Genomic DNA, 19581 nt, shown 5'->3' with positions numbered 1-19581 from the left:
ATATCGTTGTTCACAAAGACATTTGGCTATTCATGGATAATGAAAAAAAAGTCATTAGACCTTATGAGATAGCTAAATTGATTCTTGATTCATTCAAAGATAAGAATGTTGAGGGTCTTGGAGAGATTCATTTTGTAAGTGCCGACCATACGGTTGTAAATGAACAATTTGAAGGTTTCAGAATTGCTGCTACCACTACAGAGTTTTAAGGAGTGATATTCAATGCAAGATATTGATTTGAAGCTCAAACTCTTCACTGGTAGAGCGATCAACGCCAAAGGTTATGGAGACATAGCACCGCTCACAGTACGCGAGATCGTTGATATAGGTTACTCGGAGTATATGAAGTGTTTGAATATCATGACGCTGACGACAAAAGATTTTCTTGAAAATCCACCAGAAGAAATACATGTCCTTGAACTGCTGATGGTATATGGTGGTCAAGAAATTGAGAGTGCCTTCGAGCAAGCAATGGCGCTCTTTCTTGGTGGGACAGAAGTTGTTCTTGATAAAGAGGATTGTCGCGTATTCATTAAAATCAGCGACGAAGAAATCCTTATTGTCAATAAAGAAAACTACCATGAGATTCAGGAAGTTATCAAATGGCAGAATTACATCAATAGCTTTGATGAGAAAAAAATGGACAACTTTGATCCTGCTGACGAGGAAAACTCGAAAGTTGAAAGAGCAAATGGATGCAGTTGCTAGAAGAAGAGATGAGTTAAAAAAGAAACAGCATCAAGACTCAGATGGAGATGATGAGAAGGATATTGACTTCTACGATATTCTGTCAGCTATATCATCCAAGTCATATGGCATTAATGAACTCAACGTCCCTGACTTAACTGTATACCAAGTGTATAGGAAATTTAAACGTATGGAGATTATTGACCAATATGATATCAGTATTAAATCTATCTTGGCAGGAGCAAAAGATGTTAAGCTGACGCACTGGTCTAGTAAGGCTTAGTTTCTGTATCCAAAATAGACGAAGAATGTATGTGCTAACCACTATTATGTATGAGCGCACTAAATATGATTTCTCAAAGGAGATGATTACACATGGCACGTTTTGGTGTTAAGGAAGTTGCAGATGTAATTTTTTATAATCTGCTCACTGGTAAAGCTGAACTGTTCTTGGACACTTTGAAGTTGTCCAATCTGGAAAATGCCGCTGAAACTGTATACGCAAACGGTGGTAAAGGGAACCCACGACTGATTTCTTGGGACTTCAACCGTACTGCTACGTTTAACGTACAGGATGCGTTGCTGAACCCTAAAGCAATCGCAATGCAGTCTGGCACTGAGGTCGAGAAGAAAATAGAGACGATCTATGAGCGTATCGTAGCTGTAACAGTTGACGATGGTTCTGGTAACTCGAAGATCGCTCTGGACGAAACTCCAGACACAGGTTCCGTACAAATCTTCGAATCAACAGATGGTTATGGTCAGGACAAAGAAGTTACTTCTGCTTCTATCACTGTAACTGGTAAAGACATTACTGTTCCTGCTGCTTCCTTAGCTGTAGGCACAACTGTAATCGTTTATTTTACTTATCAAACAGTTGATGAGTCTGAGGTAATTACTCTGCACTCTGATAAGTTTGGTGGATTCTACCGCGTTGTTGGTAAGACTTTCTGGCGTTCCGAAGCTACAGGTAAGGATGAGAAAGTACAGATCGTCATTCCTAAAGCTAAGATCGGTTCCGCGTTCACGCTGACAATGCAACCTGATGGCGACCCTTCCGTATTCGATATGGCTCTTGATGTATTTAAAGACCCTCGGAGTACTGAAATGGTTAAACTTGTTCGTTACTAATTTGCCCAAAAAGCCGAAGAAAGTACTGAACAAACACTTTAATGGTGAGAGGGAAATTTCCCTTTCACCATTTTTTTTGTGTCTTCATCTATGAGTATAAAAGGAGGAAATAATGACAGAAACATACCGCAATCTTGATTTTCATCTAATCGAAAGGGCAAGCGAAAAATTTGAAAATCTAAAAGAAGTTCTTGTTCAAATGGAGATTGATGGGAAGATCGAAAGTTTCGTGGTGGAGATTTACAAACACTTTGCCACAGTGCAAATTACACAATGCTGTCAAGAATTGATCGAAAAGCTTGATCATGTTCGCGTAAAGAACAAGGGTCAAATCGAAACTGTTCTTGTGCCATATATGATTTTTATGCTCATCAAACATTTCACAACTTTAGAATTGCCGAATAAATTTGCAGAGCAATTGAAGGCTATTGAACATATGACGAACACAGGAACTATGTTTCAAATATTTATGTCGTTTGACGAGAATGAAATTGGAAAAGTGCAAAGCGAAATTTCTAAGGTTCTTGAAAACTTCGATAGCAAAATGGAAGAAGTGGAAGAGTTTAAAGAGCAGATTCGCGCCAAACTTGTAGATAAAAGTCTTATGGAGTGATGTGAATGTCACACAAGAATTTTGATTCATTAAGGAAGGCTGTATTGGCGAAGGCTAAGGAAGGTATGAGAAAAGATGTGATGACTTATGCAAAGACGCAAATGGTACAGGCTACTTTGGATGAAGTTTATAAGGTTTATGAAACATATCAATACTCACGAAGAAGGTATTCTGGTGGTTTGCTTGATGAAGATAATATCAATTGGCAAATCCTCTCAAGTAGTAATAGGCGTGGTGGATTTGATTACGAAATCTACAATAATACGAAGACCAATTTTAAAGGTAGTCAGAGATTTATTTGACCCACTTGTTGTGTTAGGTCAAAAAAAAAAAAGCGAAAATCATATGGATTTGACTCAGAATATCTTTTACTATTCTCATTCCGAACACATGCCTTATGCGCAGCCTAGAGACTTCATTAGCGCTACGAAGAGAAGGTTGAATAAAGGGACTATGGTTTCAACTCTTGGAAGGTCATATGAATAAGAGGTGATAGAAATGGCGAAAAGAAAATACGTCAGGTATGTCACCAAAGACAAGCTTGCTAAAGTATCTGACGAAAATAAAATGCATATACAGAAATATTTTAATTACAAGAATATGAATCTTAGTGACTCTTCTAAAACGAGTTACGAGTCAGACTTCAATCAATGGTTGGTATTTATTAATGATAAGTTTGGCAAAGGTAGTTTAATGACAGAGGATATTCTAATAATGCTGAAAGACGAAGATGGCATTGAGGATATGGTTGATCTAATAGAAGATTACGTGGCGTTTTGTGTCACAGTTCTTGGTAATAACGAGCGAAGGATTCAGCGGAGACTGAGTTCCATTTCCTCGTTTTTTCTTTATCTACTCAAAAAACGGAAAATCAAATCCAATCCTTTGGACTACATCGAAAGACCTTCTGTTAGAGCAGGAGAGAAGCCACAAATTACACAGACTTACTTGTCGGAATCACAATTAGATCAGATCAGGAAGCATTTCAGCAAAAATGACGATCTGCAATTGCAACTGTACTTCGAACTGTCATTGTCAACAATGCTTCGTGTTAATGCAGTCTGCAATATAAAGGTTGACCAGATTGATTTCGAAACAGGAATGATTTCGGGGATCAAAGAAAAAGAAGGATATATTGTTGATGGATACTGTTCTGATGAGACTATGAAGCTTATTAGAAAGTGGTTAGATTATCGCAAGGAGAATGAGATAGAGTCTGAATATTTGTTCATTACAAAGTATGGTGGGGAATGGAAGCAAGCGAGTAAGAATTTAATGCAAACGTATTGGACAAAGAAGATCGGACAGATCATTGATGTTCCCGAACTACACCCCCATGATTTTAGGCATAGTGGTAGTTCGTTGTTGTTCAATAAGGGCATGTCCTTGGAGGATGTTCAAGAACTACTGAATCATAGAAGTCCAGACACAACCTTGAAGCATTATATCAAGCGTGATATGAAGAAGCTTCAAGATGCTAAGAAGAAGTTTGAACTATAAGAGAAAAAGGAGTGTTTTTCGTGAAGATGAAGAACGATGAAGTTGAAGATTTTGCGAAATTTCTGATGGGATTGGAATTGCCAAGTTATGAGTCTCGTTTGCGAACTCGGTTTGTAAAGCGTGTTTTGGCTGAACGAATCCAACTTGTAAAAGAAGAACATGTGGAACTGATTAAAGAGTTTGCTAGATTCGACGAAGAAGGTAATCCCATTATTATACAAGATGGAGATAAACAAATGTACGATGTTCCAGATCGTACAGCATTCAATAGAGAGTACTTTAAGCTTCTGAATGAGGATTTCGTTATTGACGAAACAGAAGAACGCAAGGAAATGCTCCTGCTAATAAAAGATATAATTTTGAACTGCGATAAGACTTTTAAAGGTAGAGAAGCTTTAGAGTACGACAGATGGTGCGAGATCGTTGAAGAAATTCAATACGAATAACTTTGAAGGAGTGTGATAAACACTCCTTTTTTGTTTTTTATTTTAGCATAAAGGGAGTGTTTATTAATGTCGGATTTTAATATTCTGATTGGCGTAGATATGACGAACGCTGAGAATGACATAAAAAGGTCTATCGAAAATATTGGTGACTCATACAAGTTAAAACTAAATATGATTATCGGAAATAAGGATGTCGTTTTCAAGCAAATCAGAACAATTCAAGACCTTTTTTCGAAGTTAGGCAAACTCGATATCGACTTTGGTCTTAAAAATGATCTTAAAGATGCTACGAACATCAAAGAAAAACTAGAAGGCATGTCAAAAATCGACTTATCGGAAGTTGGTAATGATCTTACGAAGTCTTTAGGTGAAGCAAAGAAAAAGCTGAAAGAGGTTCAGGACGAATACAAAGGTCTTATGAGTGTTATTGACAGGACTGATAATGCTGGCAATAAAATGCGTACTACTAAGACAGGAGACAAGTTCTCCAATAAAACACAGTCTAAAGGAACTAATGAGAGAAATGAAATTATTGAAAAATCCCCTGTTGATACTCGTAATTTCTCTGCGTTAGATAGCTATGTAACTAAAGCCATGAACAAGATTGATTCCATGAAGAATGTAACCAAATCTAGTTTGAATGATGTTGCAAAGCTTACTGAACGTTTGTCTATGCTCCATACAAAGTTGGCTAATGGCGATGAAGGATTCCATGATGAAGTAAAAGCAATCAATGACTTGATCGAGTATTATGACAAGCTTGAACGCGAAATGATGGAAGTCAATAAGACAAGAGAGACGCAAGTTAAAGAAGCAATCAAATGGTCTAATAAGCTTGCTGATGTTGAGAAGCAGAACTTTGCTAATCCTGCTTCTAAGAAGAAGATGGGTCGTTTAGTTGGAGAACTTGATGCTGGCGACTTTAAGAACTTGGATCAACTGCAAAAGAAACTTCAAGAGATCCAGAATCAGTTTGCTAAGATTCAAGGTCAAGAGAAGAAGGTTGCGTTTGGTCGTAAAGTTGCAAACGAATACGACAAGATCGACAAGAAGGTCAACAGCGGTAAGATCGACAAAAAGTATGCATCAACAAAAGATACAGCCAAGTTGAATGAAGCTGTAGATAGCGTTAAAGCTTCTGACAATATGCTTCAATTGGAAAATGCTTTGAAGCGTGTAAACAAAGTGTATGATGATATGCTGAGAAAACAAGCGGAAGCAATTCAGAAAGAGAAGCTTCAAGTGAAAGAAGCGGAAGACCTTAAAAACCTTCAGCAACACCTTTCTGATACTGAAAATGAAAGAGGAAGACTTTCTCATGAGAAGAAAGAAAGAGAACATGATGTTCGTGAACGTACTGGACTTGTCAACGATAAGTCTGATGAAATTAGTCAGAAGAAAGGTAAGATGGTTGACTCTGGCTTTATTGATGCGAAAGATTTCGAAAAGATCGAAAACAAGCTTCGTGAACTTGGTCGTCTTGCTCAAAGTGAATATGTAGACAAGCTGGATGTTCAGAAAGAATTGAACGCTATCGACAGTGAAATGAGTAAGATCACAAGTCGCTATGAAGACATGGATGCTAAACAGCGCAAGATTCGTGTTAGCACTCACGATTGGGGCAAGGAGATCGACAAGATTAAGGCTGAGGGCTTCGTAAGCGACAATGAGTTCGATGGTGTCAGAAAGTCCATGCAGTCTCTTAGCGCCGATTCTAAGACGTATGAGCAGGATTTAAAGCGTGTCGAGACGCAGATGAAGAGACTGAACGACTTGTCTACGAAACGTGGAGAGCGTCAAGAGACACGCGATATTACCAAAGCAAAAAATAACAATAAGATTGAGAGCATGAGAGGTACGGTTCCAGACAATGTTCTTGATGATGTCAAGGGTATGAACAATATGCTTGATTTCAGTTCGTCCAAGAAAGACATTGCGTTGATCGAAGACGAAATGAGAAAACTTGCAAAGCTCAATGACGACATTGTTAGTGCTGGAAAAGACGAAGAAAAGATTCGTAGAGTTATCGCAGAACATCAACAAAGTGCTGTGAAATCTGCTGATAGATATGCTGATAGTATAGCTGAGGTCGTTCATAATGCAACTCGCCAAATTCAAGACGCAACTAAGCTGAACGCTATTGAACAGGAAGCCATAAGCATCCAACGAGAAATTAATGAACTTAGAGAGCGTGGAACACAACTTTCTTACGATGAGCAAAGAGCAATACAACAACGCATTCAAGCCTTGAAACGATTAGCGCAACGCCAAAGAGATGTTGAAAGTGATGAGAACGGAAGAAGTTCAGCAACTCAACGAATTAGAGATAAATTTGAGAGCGCAAGCTATCGTGCAACACGAGGTTTTAGTGAAAATTCTTCCGAAGCGAGAAAGATCAAAGAAACCATTAAAGAAATTGAACGAATGGTTAATGGTCTTGGTGATAAGGTTGGAGATGAGTTTAAGGATGCCACAAAAGAAATAGAAACAGCTATGAACAGACTTAACTCTCAGTCTCGCAGATTGCGTGAAGAAGATTCTCGTAGAAGAAATTCAATGTCTGGTCAACTTGTGAATGCACTCAAGAAAGCACCAATTTGGGCGGCAGCAATGAACCTTGTTTATGGAACAATGGAACAGATAAGACAAGGCTTCCAGTCTATTCTTGATATTGATGCAGCAATGATCAACTTGTCAAAAGTTTCAGAAGCAAGCTCTCAACAACTTGAAGAGTTTAAAACTACTGCATCTGAGATGGGTAGAGACTTAGGTGTTGTGGCAACTGATGTAATTAATGCAACAACCGCATTCCAAAAGCTTGGATATACTCTCGAACAATCGACAAGTCTTAGTAAAAATAGCCTTTTATATGCCAACGTAGGTGATATGAATGTAGAGACAGCTAGCGATAATCTCACAGGTACAATTCAAGGTTTCGGAGTTGAAGTGGATAAAGCTGGTAAAAATGTTCGTAAAGTTGTAGACATGTTCAATGAAGTGTCGAACAATTTCGCTATTTCAGCGGAAGGAATCGGGGAGGTAATGACTCGTAGTGCTGCTGTTCTGCATCAAGCTGGTAACTCTATGGAAGAATCTGTTGCCCTCGCTGCTTCCGCAAACGCAGTTATTCAAAATCCTTCAAAAGTTGGTAACGCACTCAAAACAGTGGCAATGAGACTTCGTGGTGTTTCAGAAGAGGGAGAAGCGGTTGAAGAACTTGGTTCTAGTCTTCAAATCACATTTGATCGAATCAACAAGGAATTTGGATTAATGGGTGATAAAGCACTTAAAGTAATGGAAGACGATGGGAAAACATTCAAATCAACTTACAAAATTTTCGAACAAGTTGAAGGTGTTTGGAATAGGCTTACCGATTTGGAACGTGCAGACCTTACAGAAAAAATGGGTGGTAAACAGCAAGGTAACGTTGTAGCCGCAATCATTCAAAACTGGGATGATGCAGATAAAGCCGCTAAAACTGCTTCCAATTCTGCTGGTTCTGCTGCAAAAGAATTTGATACTTACATGGATGGTTTTGAATATAAGATTGGACAATTAAAGAACGCTCTTGAACATTTCTGGACTACTGTAATTGACGATGATGCAGTTAAGTTATTTATTGACGCACTTACAGCCATTATTGATGCTATGACGAAGTTGGTCGAAATTACTGGAGCATTGCCGCTTGTTTCGGTAATTGGTGGTTTGCTTGGTCTTTTGGGAAGCAAGGGTCTTCGCGAAGCTGTTCTGAATGTTGGAGGTCTTGGTGGGGCTTTTAAAGGATTGGGTGGATGGATTCTCAATGCTGTTAAGCTGATTCCTAAATTTATACCTTATATTGGCGTTATGCTTGCGATTGGTGAAGCGGCTAGTCTTATTTATAAGGCGTTTACTATGGAATCAAGAGCAAGGAAAGAGCGACTGAAAGTTCTGGACGCTGAAATCTCTAAACAAAAAGAGTTTCAAGCAAGCTATAAAGAAACATTTGAACAGAAAGATTTTGATCTGAATGACTTCGCTGACCTTCAAGCAAAAGGTACAGCTAGAAACACTGAGGAAGAGCAAAAGTATCTTGAAACGGTTAATAAAATCAAAGATACGATGCCAGAACTAATATCTTATTACAACGAGAAGAACGAAGCTGTTATCAAGAGTGCAGATGAAATTCGCTCTTTGGTAAAAGCTAACGAAAGCCTTATCCTTCAAAACGAGAAAGAGCAACTTAAAATTAACATTGATGAAGGTAGTTTTGATGAAACAGAGGACAGACTGAGAAGAATCAAAGATGCAGAGAATCAGCTTGGCGCTTCTGAGGGAACAGAGAAATTGCAAAGTGTTGCTAAAGAATATTTGGATAACGAAGTTCAGGAGATTAATGAGTCTAATTATATGGATGTTCTTGAAGGGTTTAGAAATAAACTATCAAAAGAATATGATTCTCTATCCGAAGACGAAAAAAACTATGCCCAAATCCAATATCAAGCTATTCAGAATATCATTCCTCAAACGCGAAACAAAGAAGCAGCACAGGCAGTTCTTGATGGGTTGATACGTGATAATGAAGCTATGAGACAGTATTGGCAGGATGATGTCAAGAAAACAAAGGAGTCCATTCAAGTTGGCTCTGATGAGATCATTAAACTTATTGATCAAGCATATAGCATCGCTACTCGTGAAAAAGGGGTAGAATCCAATTCTAACACATTCTTGTTTATCGACCAACTTAGACAAAACATGATTGACAATTTGGAAACGTTTGGCACTGATGTTAAATCAACAATAGAGAACATTCCTAGCTACATTGATCAAGCTTTGGCTGACATTCAATCTCATGGAATTTCTATTGACGAACTTATAACAACGCCAAAAACGGAAGAAGACTTAAAAAGAGTCAAACAAGAAATTGAGGAAATAAAAGCTTCGTTAATGGCGACTGATCCTAACAATCCTATGATTCAGATGTACGATGCACTGATCTTAAAACACACACAGGCATACAATGCTATTAAAAACACACCTATTCAGCCATTTAGTTTTGCAGGAGATGTGTTAAACCCTGTCCATACTTTAATGGGTGAAATTACCGACCTTGGCTCTGCGTATCGAACATTGCAAGAAGGTGAAGAGTTGTCGTTGGATACAACGATGGACTTGATCACTAAACACCCTGAGCTTATCAAAAGCATGAGAGTGGAAAACGGTGTTCTTAAACTCACTGGTCAAAGTGTAAGGGAATTAGCTAAAACCAAGGAGAAAGAATTTAAAGCTGATATACGACAAAAGAGACAACAGCAAGTAGAAGCGCTGAAAACAGCAAGAACACAAATTAGCGCTAACAAGGCTGAGATTTTGTCATTGCAAGAAAAAATGAAAGCTTTAAATATTGCTAACAGTGCATCAGCAGCCCCTTCAAACCCAATGTTTGTTGCCCAGCCAGAAACAAGCACCAGCAGTACGAATCCTTTTCCTGGCTTGCCTTTTAATCCGATGAAGCGAGTTATTGACCAATCGACAAAAGCATATAACGAAAAGATTAAAACAGCACAAGAAGCTGTTAAAACAGGAGAAAGACAAATTGGCGAAATCCAGAGCAGTATCGAAGCTATGGATAAAATCCTCGCAACAGACTTTACAGCAGGGACTACTCCTGCTGCTAAAGAAGAGAAAGAAAAAAAAGAAGACAAAGGGAAAGAACTTCAAGATGCTATTTATATTGTTGATAAGTACACCAAAACAATAGAAGGTCTTAATAGACAGATTGAAAAACAACAAAAACTCCAAGGTGAGTATGGATCACAAACAAAAGCATATAAAGACGCTGTAAACCAAGAAATATATCTAACTAATCAAAAGAAAAAAGCAATTGATGCAGAGATTGCTTCCTTACAGAAACAAATTAAAACTAAAAAAATTCAAAAGACTGGACTAATTCAAATCAATAAAAACGAGAATGAAAACAAAACAGCAAGAGCAGTCGCCGCTGAACTACAACAAGAGATTGACCAAGCGCAAGACAGACTGAGAGAACTTGGCTCAGAATCCGATTCAACTGCAACTAGGGTTGGAGAACTTCGTATGATGCAAGTTCAGGCTACGCTTGATACTTACAACTTGCAACGAGAAGTAATGGAAGATGATATTGCCTACCAAGAGTATGCAATGAATCTTTACGACAGTACGACACAAGCGTATAGAGATCATGCGAATGAAAAAATGAAACTGGTCAAGGAGCAACAAAAATATAACAAGCAAGAGTTGGATTTTCTTATCAAAGAAAGAGACACTAACAAAAACCTAAACAATGCTCAGATCAACGAACTGAACTCATTGATCAGAGCGAAGAAACAAGCCATCTTCGATATGGCTGAAACTATTCAAGAAATTGAAACATTAATTGCTAATTCAGGACTCGAAAAATACATGTGGCGCATGGCTAATGAGAGTGAAAAATATGCTGATGCTATCTCTGATATCGAAGACAAGATTAAATATGACTTGAAAGACGATGCAGACTATGGCAAGCGCATTGATTACCTCAAACAAATTGCATCTCTTCGTATGGGTGAAAGAGACGATATTAAGACAAACATTAAGTATCTCGAAAATCAATTAGCTTTGTATGGTGACAATCAAGAGATGGTTGATAAGATTTCTGATGAGCTTGAAACGTGGAAAGATAAGTTGAAGGATACCGAGAACGCTATTAAGGATACAAACAAAGAAATCGAGACTGTTTATAAAGATGTTGCTGAACGATATGTTGACTTATACAAAGAGCAGCTTCAACTTATGCAACAAGCTGATGAAAAATACTACCAAAACAAGATTGACGCAGAACAAAAGGCACACGACAAACGCATGAAACAAATTGAAGATGAGATGGATGCTTTGCAAGAAGCATATGACAAACAAATGAAACTCATCGACAGAGCAGAAGCGGCTAGAGATCATGAACAGGATACTACGAAACTCCAAAAAGAAGCTGATGAGTTGAAGAAACAAATTGACTTGCTTTCTATGGACGATTCGTATGAAGCCAAGTCTAAGAAGGCTGAACTGGTCAAGGAACTATCCGACAAGGAAATGGAGCTTGCCGAAAAGAACCATGACAGAGAGATTGATCTGAGAAAAGAAAATCTTGAAGACGATCTGGATGCAGAAAAAGAAAAACTTGAAGCAAGAAAAGAAAGATATCAAGAAGACCTTGATAATCTAGTCAAATCTCTCGAAGAACAAGCTAAGAAGAAACAAGAGTATTGGGAAGCAGAACTGAACAATGAGAAGAAGTTTGCAGAGTTGCGTAAGCAAGTTATTGACGGAAACTTCGATGAAATGTTCGAGACGATTAACACATGGAATGAAAATGTTGCTGGAAAAATGAGTGAACTTGGTAAGCAAGTAACTGAAAACTTTACCTACAAGGTACAAGAAGCTGTTAAGGCTATGAAAGACCTTAGCACGATGAAAATCGGTTCATACTCTGACTCTACCACTAAAAACAAGGCAACCAACCTCGATTCAGACAACAAACCAATCGCAAAAACTCCAAAAAACACTGAACTATCTAACGAAGATGTTATTACACAAATGAAACGAAACAGTAAGCTTTGGCAAGAAGCTAAAACAGATGCAGAAAAGAAAACTTATTTTGATGCGAATCAAAATCTTGGTAATAGCATTGGAGCTATTTACAACAAGATAAAAGGAACATGGTATAAGAGCGATGGAAAAACTCCACTGTACTCCTTTGATACTGGTGGCTACACTGGCGATTGGAGTGGAGATGAGGGTAGGCTTGCTGTTCTCCATAAAAAGGAGATTGTCTTGAACGAGAATCAAACTGGACACATTCTTGATGCTGCTAGATTTATGGATAGAGTCAAGACTACAATTCCTACAGCGAATCTCATGCGTAGTGTATCCAAACAGTCAGCAGCGCAGGTTGCTCCAAGTACTAGCGAAACAAACGAATATAACATTGAAGTTAATATAAACGGTAATGCAGACAAGAAAGTAGCTGATACTGTTGCCGATCAAATCGTCAACAAGATCAAGCGTACCAAAGGAGGACGATTCTAATGCTAGAGGGGATTCACTTTTATTACGATGGTGTTCACTCGATAGATATGGGTCTTCTCAACTGTACTGTTGACGGGGGAATGTTTGAAGAAACATTCCTTCCTTCAAGAAGCATCGTGGAGACTAAAGTAGCTGGGAGAGACAAGCCTTATTTCCAGTCTATTGACTTGGAACCGCTTCAATTTGATCTGACTTTTGCTTTCGAAAATGGTTATGACGAAAGAAAAATCCGCGAGGTGGCTAGATGGCTGTTTCAGCCATACTACAAACCATTTTATACAGTTGACAATCCCAATCGAGTTTTCTATTGCCTAGTCGAAGGAGATTCAAATCTGATTCACAACGGAGCCAAGCAGGGGTACATCACTCTTACTATGAGGTGTGATGGTGCATATAGTTATACGCAAAAGACATTAAAAGAGAAGATGGGTTTTAGTAGTTCAAAACTAACAAAAACCGCTTCTGAAAACACTTTTAATAGTGGGATGGGTTATATGGAAAACATTCTAATCACTAATGGGAAGATGTCGGTTAATAAGCGGCAAACTACTTGGCGTACTCTCGCAGGAAAGAAATGGAGTGATTTATAAAAATGGCTACTAATACGAAAAGACTTAATTTAGTTCAACCTTCGGTTGATGATGATATTCAACAGACAATTATTTCATTGTCGGACAATTTTGATATTCTGGACGATAATTACGATGAGATTATTTCGAACGTTGAAACCCATCTGGTTAGCGGCTTAGTATATGATTCAGGAAAGAAGTACTGGAATCGAATCCCTAGCATTGGTGGATTTGCTGGATGGACAAATATACGAACGGGTGTATTTGCTCCAAAGTGGAAAAAGCAAACAACTTACTCTGTAGGAGATAAAGTGATAGCTAACGCTAACAATGGTCATTATTATGAATGTATCGTTAGTGGCACAAGTGCAGTTATTGAACCATCATTTCCTATATCCAGTGGAGGAAGTATTTATGATCTCTATGAATACACGATCTGGCAAGCATCCTACAACTACTCTTTGGATGATATCGTTATCTCTACAGTTGGTGACAAAAGCTACTATTATAAGTGTATTGTTGCTGGTACATCTGGAGCAACAGAGCCTTCATGGAAAAATACAGCAGGAACAACTAATACCGATGGTAGCTGTCAATGGTATGCTTACAAAACAGTCATTTGGGAAGAGAAAGGTATTAGCTGCGAGTTTATTCCTTTCGGTACAGTTGGCGGCTATGCAGGAGCGAACACTATTAGTACAGTAGGTACAATCTCTACAGGTGAATGGAAAGCAAAGGATATTGCTGTAGATCATGGTGGCACAGGCGCAAGCAACCCTAAAGACGCAAGAATTAATTTAGGTGCTGCTGGCAAATACTCTGAAACGATTGGTGATGGTGTAAAGAAATCTTTCACTATCAATCATAACTTTGGAACACAAGACGTTGTAGTTGTTGTAAGGGAAACAGGAGCGCAAGCCAATTTTGTTCCATCAACTGTGAAGGCACCTGACGTAAACAGCGTTATTGTTGAGTTTTCTGCTGCGCCAGCCACAGGACAATATAGGGTAATAGTGATCGGTTAAATGATGGGGCTACCAGAGATGGTAGCCTTTTATTTATTATGTTGGGAGGTTGAGGTATGACAAAGTGGATTGATCTTTACATTCAGAAAGGTGTTTACATTTCTGATGAGTTCGATATTAGTTCGAACTTTGAAACATACATTGAACACCTAATATATGACTATAGTGTGAACGAAGGTACAGTTGATATCTATATTAGAATTTCGTATGACTCCTACAATTGGGAAGAATGGGTCAAGGTTAATGAAGTTGCCCATCCCATCTTATTCAGGGATGAGTATTACGACATGGAATTTGCAAAATTTCAATACAAAGTAGAGATGGTCAATAACGGTATTGTTAGTCCTGAGTTTAAGAGTTTTTCTTTTTATCTTACAGGTTCTTATCTTCTTGTGAACACAGGGGATATGGCATGTAAGCCTGAGTTGTGGATTACCAAAAGGAATGGTAGTGGGAACATCAAGCTTATAAACGAATCAAATGGTCAAGAGTTGATTTTTACTAATTTAAATAACAATGAAGAAGTATATGTTGATTGCGAAAATGAAGATATTATTTCGAATCTACCATTAACGTATCGCTACGACAACCATAATAATGTCTTCCTTGAATTAGAAGTAGGAGACAATCTTCTCACTGGTGAGGGAGATTTTGAATTGACGATACGACATGAATTTAAGACTTTACAAGGATAAAATGGAGGTGCTTTCTTGATGTTGAGACTTGGCGATATTGATTTTAAGAAAAAGCCAGTTACGCCACAATTGTTTCTGTGCAAACCAAATAAACAGACAATATCTAAAATGGGTGAAGCATATAGTATAACCTTTAGCCAAAAACTTGGAGCGTTGAATGAACTGAACTTCGTGTTGCCAGTGTTTATTGATAAGCATCATATAGTAGAGAGAAACCCTAATGCAGATATGATGAAAGGGCGATATCTTGTCAAACTTGTATTAGGCTCCTATGAAGAATACTTTATCGTTACTAATTTGACTAAAGAAGGGCAAGAAGATGGAGAAACTATCGAGATTCAAGCCATGTCTTTGGGATACGAAATGAACGACAAGTTGATTCGTGATTATACTGCCGTATCTAAGAATGCAACAGGATTACTGAATGATCTGTTAGTTGATACAATCTGGAGAGTTGGCTATGTAGATGGAGAGTTCGATCTGAAATACAGAGGGCTTGAAGTGTCATCCAACACCGTACTAGAGCTTGTCTTTGAGGTCGCTAAGACATTCAACGCTCTGGTGGCATGGAACACACTTAATCGCACCGTGAGCTTCCTCAGACCCGATCTAGTGGGTCAGGATAAGGGGTTCAGAATCAAGTATGGTAAGTATCTCGAAAGTTTAAATCAAGAAGAAAATGCAGAGGAAATAATTACCAGAATGAAGATGTATGGTAAGGAAGATATTTCGATTCGTGAAATAAATCCTACAGGAACAACGTACATTGAAGATTTCAATTACTTCGTTTACCCATATCAAGAGAATCGTAAATACTTTAAAAATGTGATTTCAGATAGAACTATAAGTAGTGGAATTGCTATCATTCCTGATTACAGTCAAAACGTCAACTACAAGGTTTCCGCTACTCTTAGAGCGTCTAGTGATGACGATATGATGGGAATTGTAGTTCGTTACCAAGATTCCAATAATTATTATTATGTTGGTTGGGACTCTGGCAAAGTTAATGGTGGTATGGGATGGGGAAGTAATCATGTTCGCATCTATAAAGTAGAGAATGGTGTTTCTACGTTGCTTGCTCAAGCTAATTCAGTAGATGGTTGGAGTCAGAATGTAAGCTACAAGATGGCTGTGGAAACTTATAACGACACTATTAAAGTATGGATTGATAATAGACTCATCTTTAGTGCCAAAGATAGTACACATACATCTGGTACATTTGGGTTTATAGGTCAAAATCAATCATTTACTGCAAGCAGTATCGAAGTAGAGATTAAGGAGCATGAAATTATAAGTCATAGCGACTATATGACCGATGAGCTTTGCCACATGATCATCGAGTATGATGCCCTGCTTCAAGCTAACAAAGATGCATTCACAAATTTGGTAGCTAAACGTGGCACATTCTATTCGATTCTTAATACCAAGAACACCGAACTGACTACGTTAAACACTCAGTATAAAATCTTGCTTGATGAGCGCGATGTACTGAATACTCGAATCTCGATAATGAACGATGATATCGACCATTTGGATAACACATATCAAGATAAGACGCTGCTGGAAAGTGATTTACAATCATTGCTTGCAGAGCTTAATGCAAAGCTGATTGAGATCAAAGCTAAGGAAGCAGAGATTAGCATGAAAGAAGCTGAGATAACCATTCAGGAAGATTACTATCAGCAGGTTCTTAATGATATCAATAAACTCAAAGTCCTTTTGGATGCGAAGAATAATTTCACCCCTGAACTTCTAAATGAAAGAAATCAATACATCATTGAGAAGGAATGGCAAGACACGAACATTGATAACGCTGACGACCTGTTAAAAGAGGGTATTAAAGCATTCAATGAAGCAAAAGAACAGAAGATTACATTGAAAATTGATATTGTAAACTTTCTTTCAATGATTACAGAGCAGCGGAATTGGGACAAGCTTGGTTTAGGTGACACAATTGGGATTGAACAAGAAAGACTTCAAGTGGTATTTAAAGCTAAGATCATTGAAATTGAATATACATTCGACGATGAAGAAATTAGTATCACGATTAGCAACGTTAAGGATTCTGCAAACAAAGACAAGTTTCTTGACATGTTATATAAGTCTTATAGTACTTCGACCACTGTCTCTATCGACTCTTGGAAATGGGATTTATCGTTGGAGAACAAAGGTTCAATCAATGAGATTATCAATAATATTTGGGATGCAAACAAGCAAGCTATCAAAGGTGCTAAAGACCAAGTTATTGAGATTTCTGATAGAGGACTTATAATCCGTGACCCGAACGACCCTGCTAATTATCTGGTAGGGCTCAACTCTATGATCGCTATTACTAATGATGGTGGAAACACATGGAAACATGCGATCACCGCTAATGGTATCGTAGGCGAACGTATTTACGGAAAAATCTTTATGGGTGTAAATCTAGCACTTGAAGATGAAGATGGTGTTCTGAAATTCCAAGGTTCAAAGGGGGAAATCTTTGATCGCAATGGAAGACTTGTAATGAAACTTGGTTTAGTCAATGAGAATCCTGATGTATTCGGACTTTGGTCATTCAACGACATTACAAGGGTAAAAGTGGATGACAGAGAGGGGTTCGTAATCGACAGAGCAACGACTGATCTGAACAAGCATCCTGATGGATGGGAGAAGATCATGTGGGCTGACCCAAGCGATGGAACACTCTATACTCATGATCTGGTTGCTGAGAATATCAAAATCGTTAATGATATTGGAAAAACGATTCTTGATGCAGAAAACCAATACTTGGATATTGGCGACTTCAAAGATATTGTAATGGACAACAAGCTGACTACTCTGGAAAAGATGCAAGTCATCACTGAGTTGTATAAGATTGAAGCTGGTTACCATAGAATGATCGAACAAGCCGATGAATATGTTCGTTCTCAGCGTGACGATATTTTCGATATGGAAGCACAGTTCTTCTCCAAAGTGTCCAGTACAATTGATCTTTACTCTACAACCCCACTCACTAACGCATATTTCGATTTGCTGAATTACATGTCTCAGTACATTGACATTGTAACACAATCACCTCTGAACATTAACGTTAACTCTCCTAAAACAGAGCAAACAAGCGAGATTCCAGATCGCGCAGAGTTCATTTTGAAATTCAAAACATATTATGACGAAGAGAAAAACCTTCGCAATAAGATTGAGGATGCTCAATTCTATTCAGGTCTGAACATGGGTCAGTACTACAACAACGTTGTTATTGGCGAATATGGATTTATCGCTTTAAGGAGCGATGGAAAGTACCGATCCGTTTTAAATGCTACTAATGGTTTGGCATTGCAAAAGTGGGAAAACAACAGATGGACAAACAAAGTTTATGCTTCAATTGGAAATTCGACATATGAGGATGGAACACTCATTGCGGAAGATTTGGTAGCTAAACGCTTGCGTATTGAAACTAAACTTGGTGGGGTGCTACTTGATGCCGATGCACTCAACTTCGATTTTTCTGTTTTGGATTCCATTATTATTGATGATGTTATCGTATCCACAGAAAAGATAACTTTAGCTAATAACTATAAGAGTATTACAAAACAATACCTGACCCTAAAAGAGCAAATTAACGACTATGTAACCACTATTTATAATGATAGGGATTCTTCCTACTATGGTCTGGACGATGCGAAAAACCAGCTCCAATCCGCAGGGGATGACCTAACTTCATCCTATAATGCGTTGACGACTTATATGGCTCCTGTGTTTGCTAATATGAACGCTACAACTCATATTGTAGCTGACCTTAAATCTACGCGATACTTGTTTCATTTACAGTGGGAGAACTTCTATAAATCGTATGAGAGCGCTAGAGCGAAACTTGCAGACTTCCTTGAGAAGTCTTCTTTGCAGTTGGGCAGAAATTATAACAATACTGTTATTGATGCTGAAAATGGGATTGTGGTAACAAGAGGTAACATGATGAATCGAACCACCTTGAATGCAACCGATGGCATCAAAATCGAAAAAAACGTTGGTTCTGCTGGTTCCCCAAATTGGGAATTGAGGTTCTATGTTGATCTTGAAGGAAATCTGTTTGCTGATGAGTTGAGTACAAGAAGACTACGGATTCTTGATGGTAAGCTTGGTGATGCCATTATCCTTGATTGGAAGGATGGTATTACGATCAACGGTCAACATGGCGAACAAATCAGGCTGAATGCAAACGAGGGCATTGCTATTGATGTTAATGGTGATCCGAGATTTTGGATTCACAATGATGGAACGTTGAGAGCGAAACGGATTATTGTTTCTCAAGATGATGTTGATCCACTTCAATTACCTGATGGTTCTTACATCTCTAAGCTGACCGTAAACGAAGTTAGAACTATGAATGGTAATCAACCACAAGACTACATTCATATTAAGGAAAACTTCTTTAAGTTTTACACTGGTACAGGAGCTACAGATGACCTTGAAAAGTTGGCATTTATCATTGAGGGTGAAGGACATGATGGATTCGCAACGATCAAGTTGGGTATTGGAGATGGAGCAGGAAATGAGATTGGATATATCCGAAAAGATCAAGATGCGTTCAAGTTGGACTACAAGGCTTCTGGTGGATATTATAGACGATTCTGGATGACCAATGACTATGGAACAGGCGCAAACGGTATGATCTTTCAATCTGATGGTGCAGGAATAAAGATGGTTACCAATGGTCATGTTATTAGATTTGAAGCGAATGCTAGTAACTATATTGAAGTTTCCCAAACAGGAATCAAACTTGTAGGTACTAGAATTGATTTGAATTAATAGGGATGTGTCGGGAGTCTTTCTTCCGACACATTTTTTATGGGAGGG

Annotated in this window: 12 protein-coding genes and 1 pseudogene; all 13 read left to right on the top strand. The window is 38.2% G+C overall.

Features of this window, described 5'->3' with window-relative positions:
- Positions 1-209: pseudogene (locus BN1546_RS26980) on the top strand (hypothetical protein); the annotation flags it as partial.
- 13 nt (positions 210-222) lie between these two features.
- Positions 223-708, top strand: coding sequence for a hypothetical protein (locus BN1546_RS28385; RefSeq protein WP_255305660.1), 486 nt, complete (start codon positions 223-225; stop codon positions 706-708).
- On the top strand, positions 680-970 hold the full coding sequence (locus tag BN1546_RS28380) for a hypothetical protein (RefSeq protein ID WP_255305659.1): 291 nt from the start codon (positions 680-682) through the stop codon (positions 968-970). Before BN1546_RS28385 ends, BN1546_RS28380 begins: the two co-directional genes overlap by 29 nt.
- A gap of 92 nt (positions 971-1062) precedes the next feature.
- Positions 1063-1818 carry a hypothetical protein gene (locus BN1546_RS26970; protein WP_090739291.1) on the top strand — a complete coding sequence of 252 codons (756 nt, stop codon included), beginning with the start codon at positions 1063-1065 and terminating at the stop codon, positions 1816-1818.
- Positions 1819-1930: 112 nt separating this feature from the next.
- Positions 1931-2431, top strand: coding sequence for a hypothetical protein (locus BN1546_RS26965; protein WP_090739290.1), 501 nt, complete (start codon positions 1931-1933; stop codon positions 2429-2431).
- Between the two features lie 5 nt (positions 2432-2436).
- Positions 2437-2733 carry a hypothetical protein gene (locus BN1546_RS26960; protein WP_090739510.1) on the top strand — a complete coding sequence of 99 codons (297 nt, stop codon included), beginning with the start codon at positions 2437-2439 and terminating at the stop codon, positions 2731-2733.
- 196 nt (positions 2734-2929) lie between these two features.
- Positions 2930-3931: a tyrosine-type recombinase/integrase gene (locus BN1546_RS26955; RefSeq protein WP_090739289.1), complete on the top strand. Its 1002-nt coding sequence runs from the start codon at positions 2930-2932 to the stop codon at positions 3929-3931.
- A 26-nt stretch (positions 3932-3957) separates the two neighbouring features.
- Positions 3958-4377 (top strand): hypothetical protein, encoded by a 420-nt coding sequence (locus tag BN1546_RS26950; protein ID WP_255305661.1) that lies wholly within the window; start codon positions 3958-3960, stop codon positions 4375-4377.
- Between the two features lie 66 nt (positions 4378-4443).
- Positions 4444-12456, top strand: coding sequence for a phage tail tape measure protein (locus BN1546_RS28375; RefSeq protein ID WP_255305658.1), 8013 nt, complete (start codon positions 4444-4446; stop codon positions 12454-12456).
- The gene (locus BN1546_RS26935; protein ID WP_090739508.1) at positions 12456-13046 is read left to right on the top strand and encodes a phage tail domain-containing protein; all 591 of its coding nucleotides are present in this window, start codon (positions 12456-12458) and stop codon (positions 13044-13046) included. Before BN1546_RS28375 ends, BN1546_RS26935 begins: the two co-directional genes overlap by 1 nt.
- A 2-nt stretch (positions 13047-13048) precedes the next feature.
- The gene (locus tag BN1546_RS26930) at positions 13049-14050 is read left to right on the top strand and encodes a hypothetical protein (protein WP_090739506.1); all 1002 of its coding nucleotides are present in this window, start codon (positions 13049-13051) and stop codon (positions 14048-14050) included.
- A 56-nt stretch (positions 14051-14106) separates the two neighbouring features.
- Positions 14107-14745 carry a phage tail family protein gene (locus tag BN1546_RS28370; protein WP_255305657.1) on the top strand — a complete coding sequence of 213 codons (639 nt, stop codon included), beginning with the start codon at positions 14107-14109 and terminating at the stop codon, positions 14743-14745.
- Positions 14746-14763: 18 nt separating this feature from the next.
- The gene (locus BN1546_RS26920) at positions 14764-19533 is read left to right on the top strand and encodes a phage tail spike protein (RefSeq protein ID WP_090739504.1); all 4770 of its coding nucleotides are present in this window, start codon (positions 14764-14766) and stop codon (positions 19531-19533) included.
- The last annotated feature ends 48 nt before the right edge of the window (positions 19534-19581 follow it).

It is taken from the genome of Paenibacillus sp. Mc5Re-14 (genome assembly GCF_001049835.1).
In the GTDB taxonomy this organism is placed as follows: Bacteria; Bacillota; Bacilli; order Paenibacillales; family Paenibacillaceae; genus Paenibacillus; species Paenibacillus polymyxa_C.
Note: the sequence above shows the minus strand (reverse complement) of the source record. Positions and strands in the feature narration are given on the sequence as shown.

Bases quoted from the DNA above. Each gene is read 5' to 3' on its own strand.
- BN1546_RS28385 (WP_255305660.1), top strand. From the start codon at position 223: ATGCAAGATATTGATTTGAAGCTCAAACTCTTCACTGGTAGAGCGATC.
- BN1546_RS26970 (WP_090739291.1), top strand. From the start codon at position 1,063: ATGGCACGTTTTGGTGTTAAGGAAGTTGCAGATGTAATTTTTTATAAT.
- BN1546_RS26965 (WP_090739290.1), top strand. From the start codon at position 1,931: ATGACAGAAACATACCGCAATCTTGATTTTCATCTAATCGAAAGGGCA.
- BN1546_RS26960 (WP_090739510.1), top strand. From the start codon at position 2,437: ATGTCACACAAGAATTTTGATTCATTAAGGAAGGCTGTATTGGCGAAG.
- BN1546_RS26955 (WP_090739289.1), top strand. From the start codon at position 2,930: ATGGCGAAAAGAAAATACGTCAGGTATGTCACCAAAGACAAGCTTGCT.
- BN1546_RS26950 (WP_255305661.1), top strand. From the start codon at position 3,958: ATGAAGAACGATGAAGTTGAAGATTTTGCGAAATTTCTGATGGGATTG.
- BN1546_RS28375 (WP_255305658.1), top strand. From the start codon at position 4,444: ATGTCGGATTTTAATATTCTGATTGGCGTAGATATGACGAACGCTGAG.
- BN1546_RS26935 (WP_090739508.1), top strand. From the start codon at position 12,456: ATGCTAGAGGGGATTCACTTTTATTACGATGGTGTTCACTCGATAGAT.
- BN1546_RS26930 (WP_090739506.1), top strand. From the start codon at position 13,049: ATGGCTACTAATACGAAAAGACTTAATTTAGTTCAACCTTCGGTTGAT.
- BN1546_RS28370 (WP_255305657.1), top strand. From the start codon at position 14,107: ATGACAAAGTGGATTGATCTTTACATTCAGAAAGGTGTTTACATTTCT.
- BN1546_RS26920 (WP_090739504.1), top strand. From the start codon at position 14,764: ATGTTGAGACTTGGCGATATTGATTTTAAGAAAAAGCCAGTTACGCCA.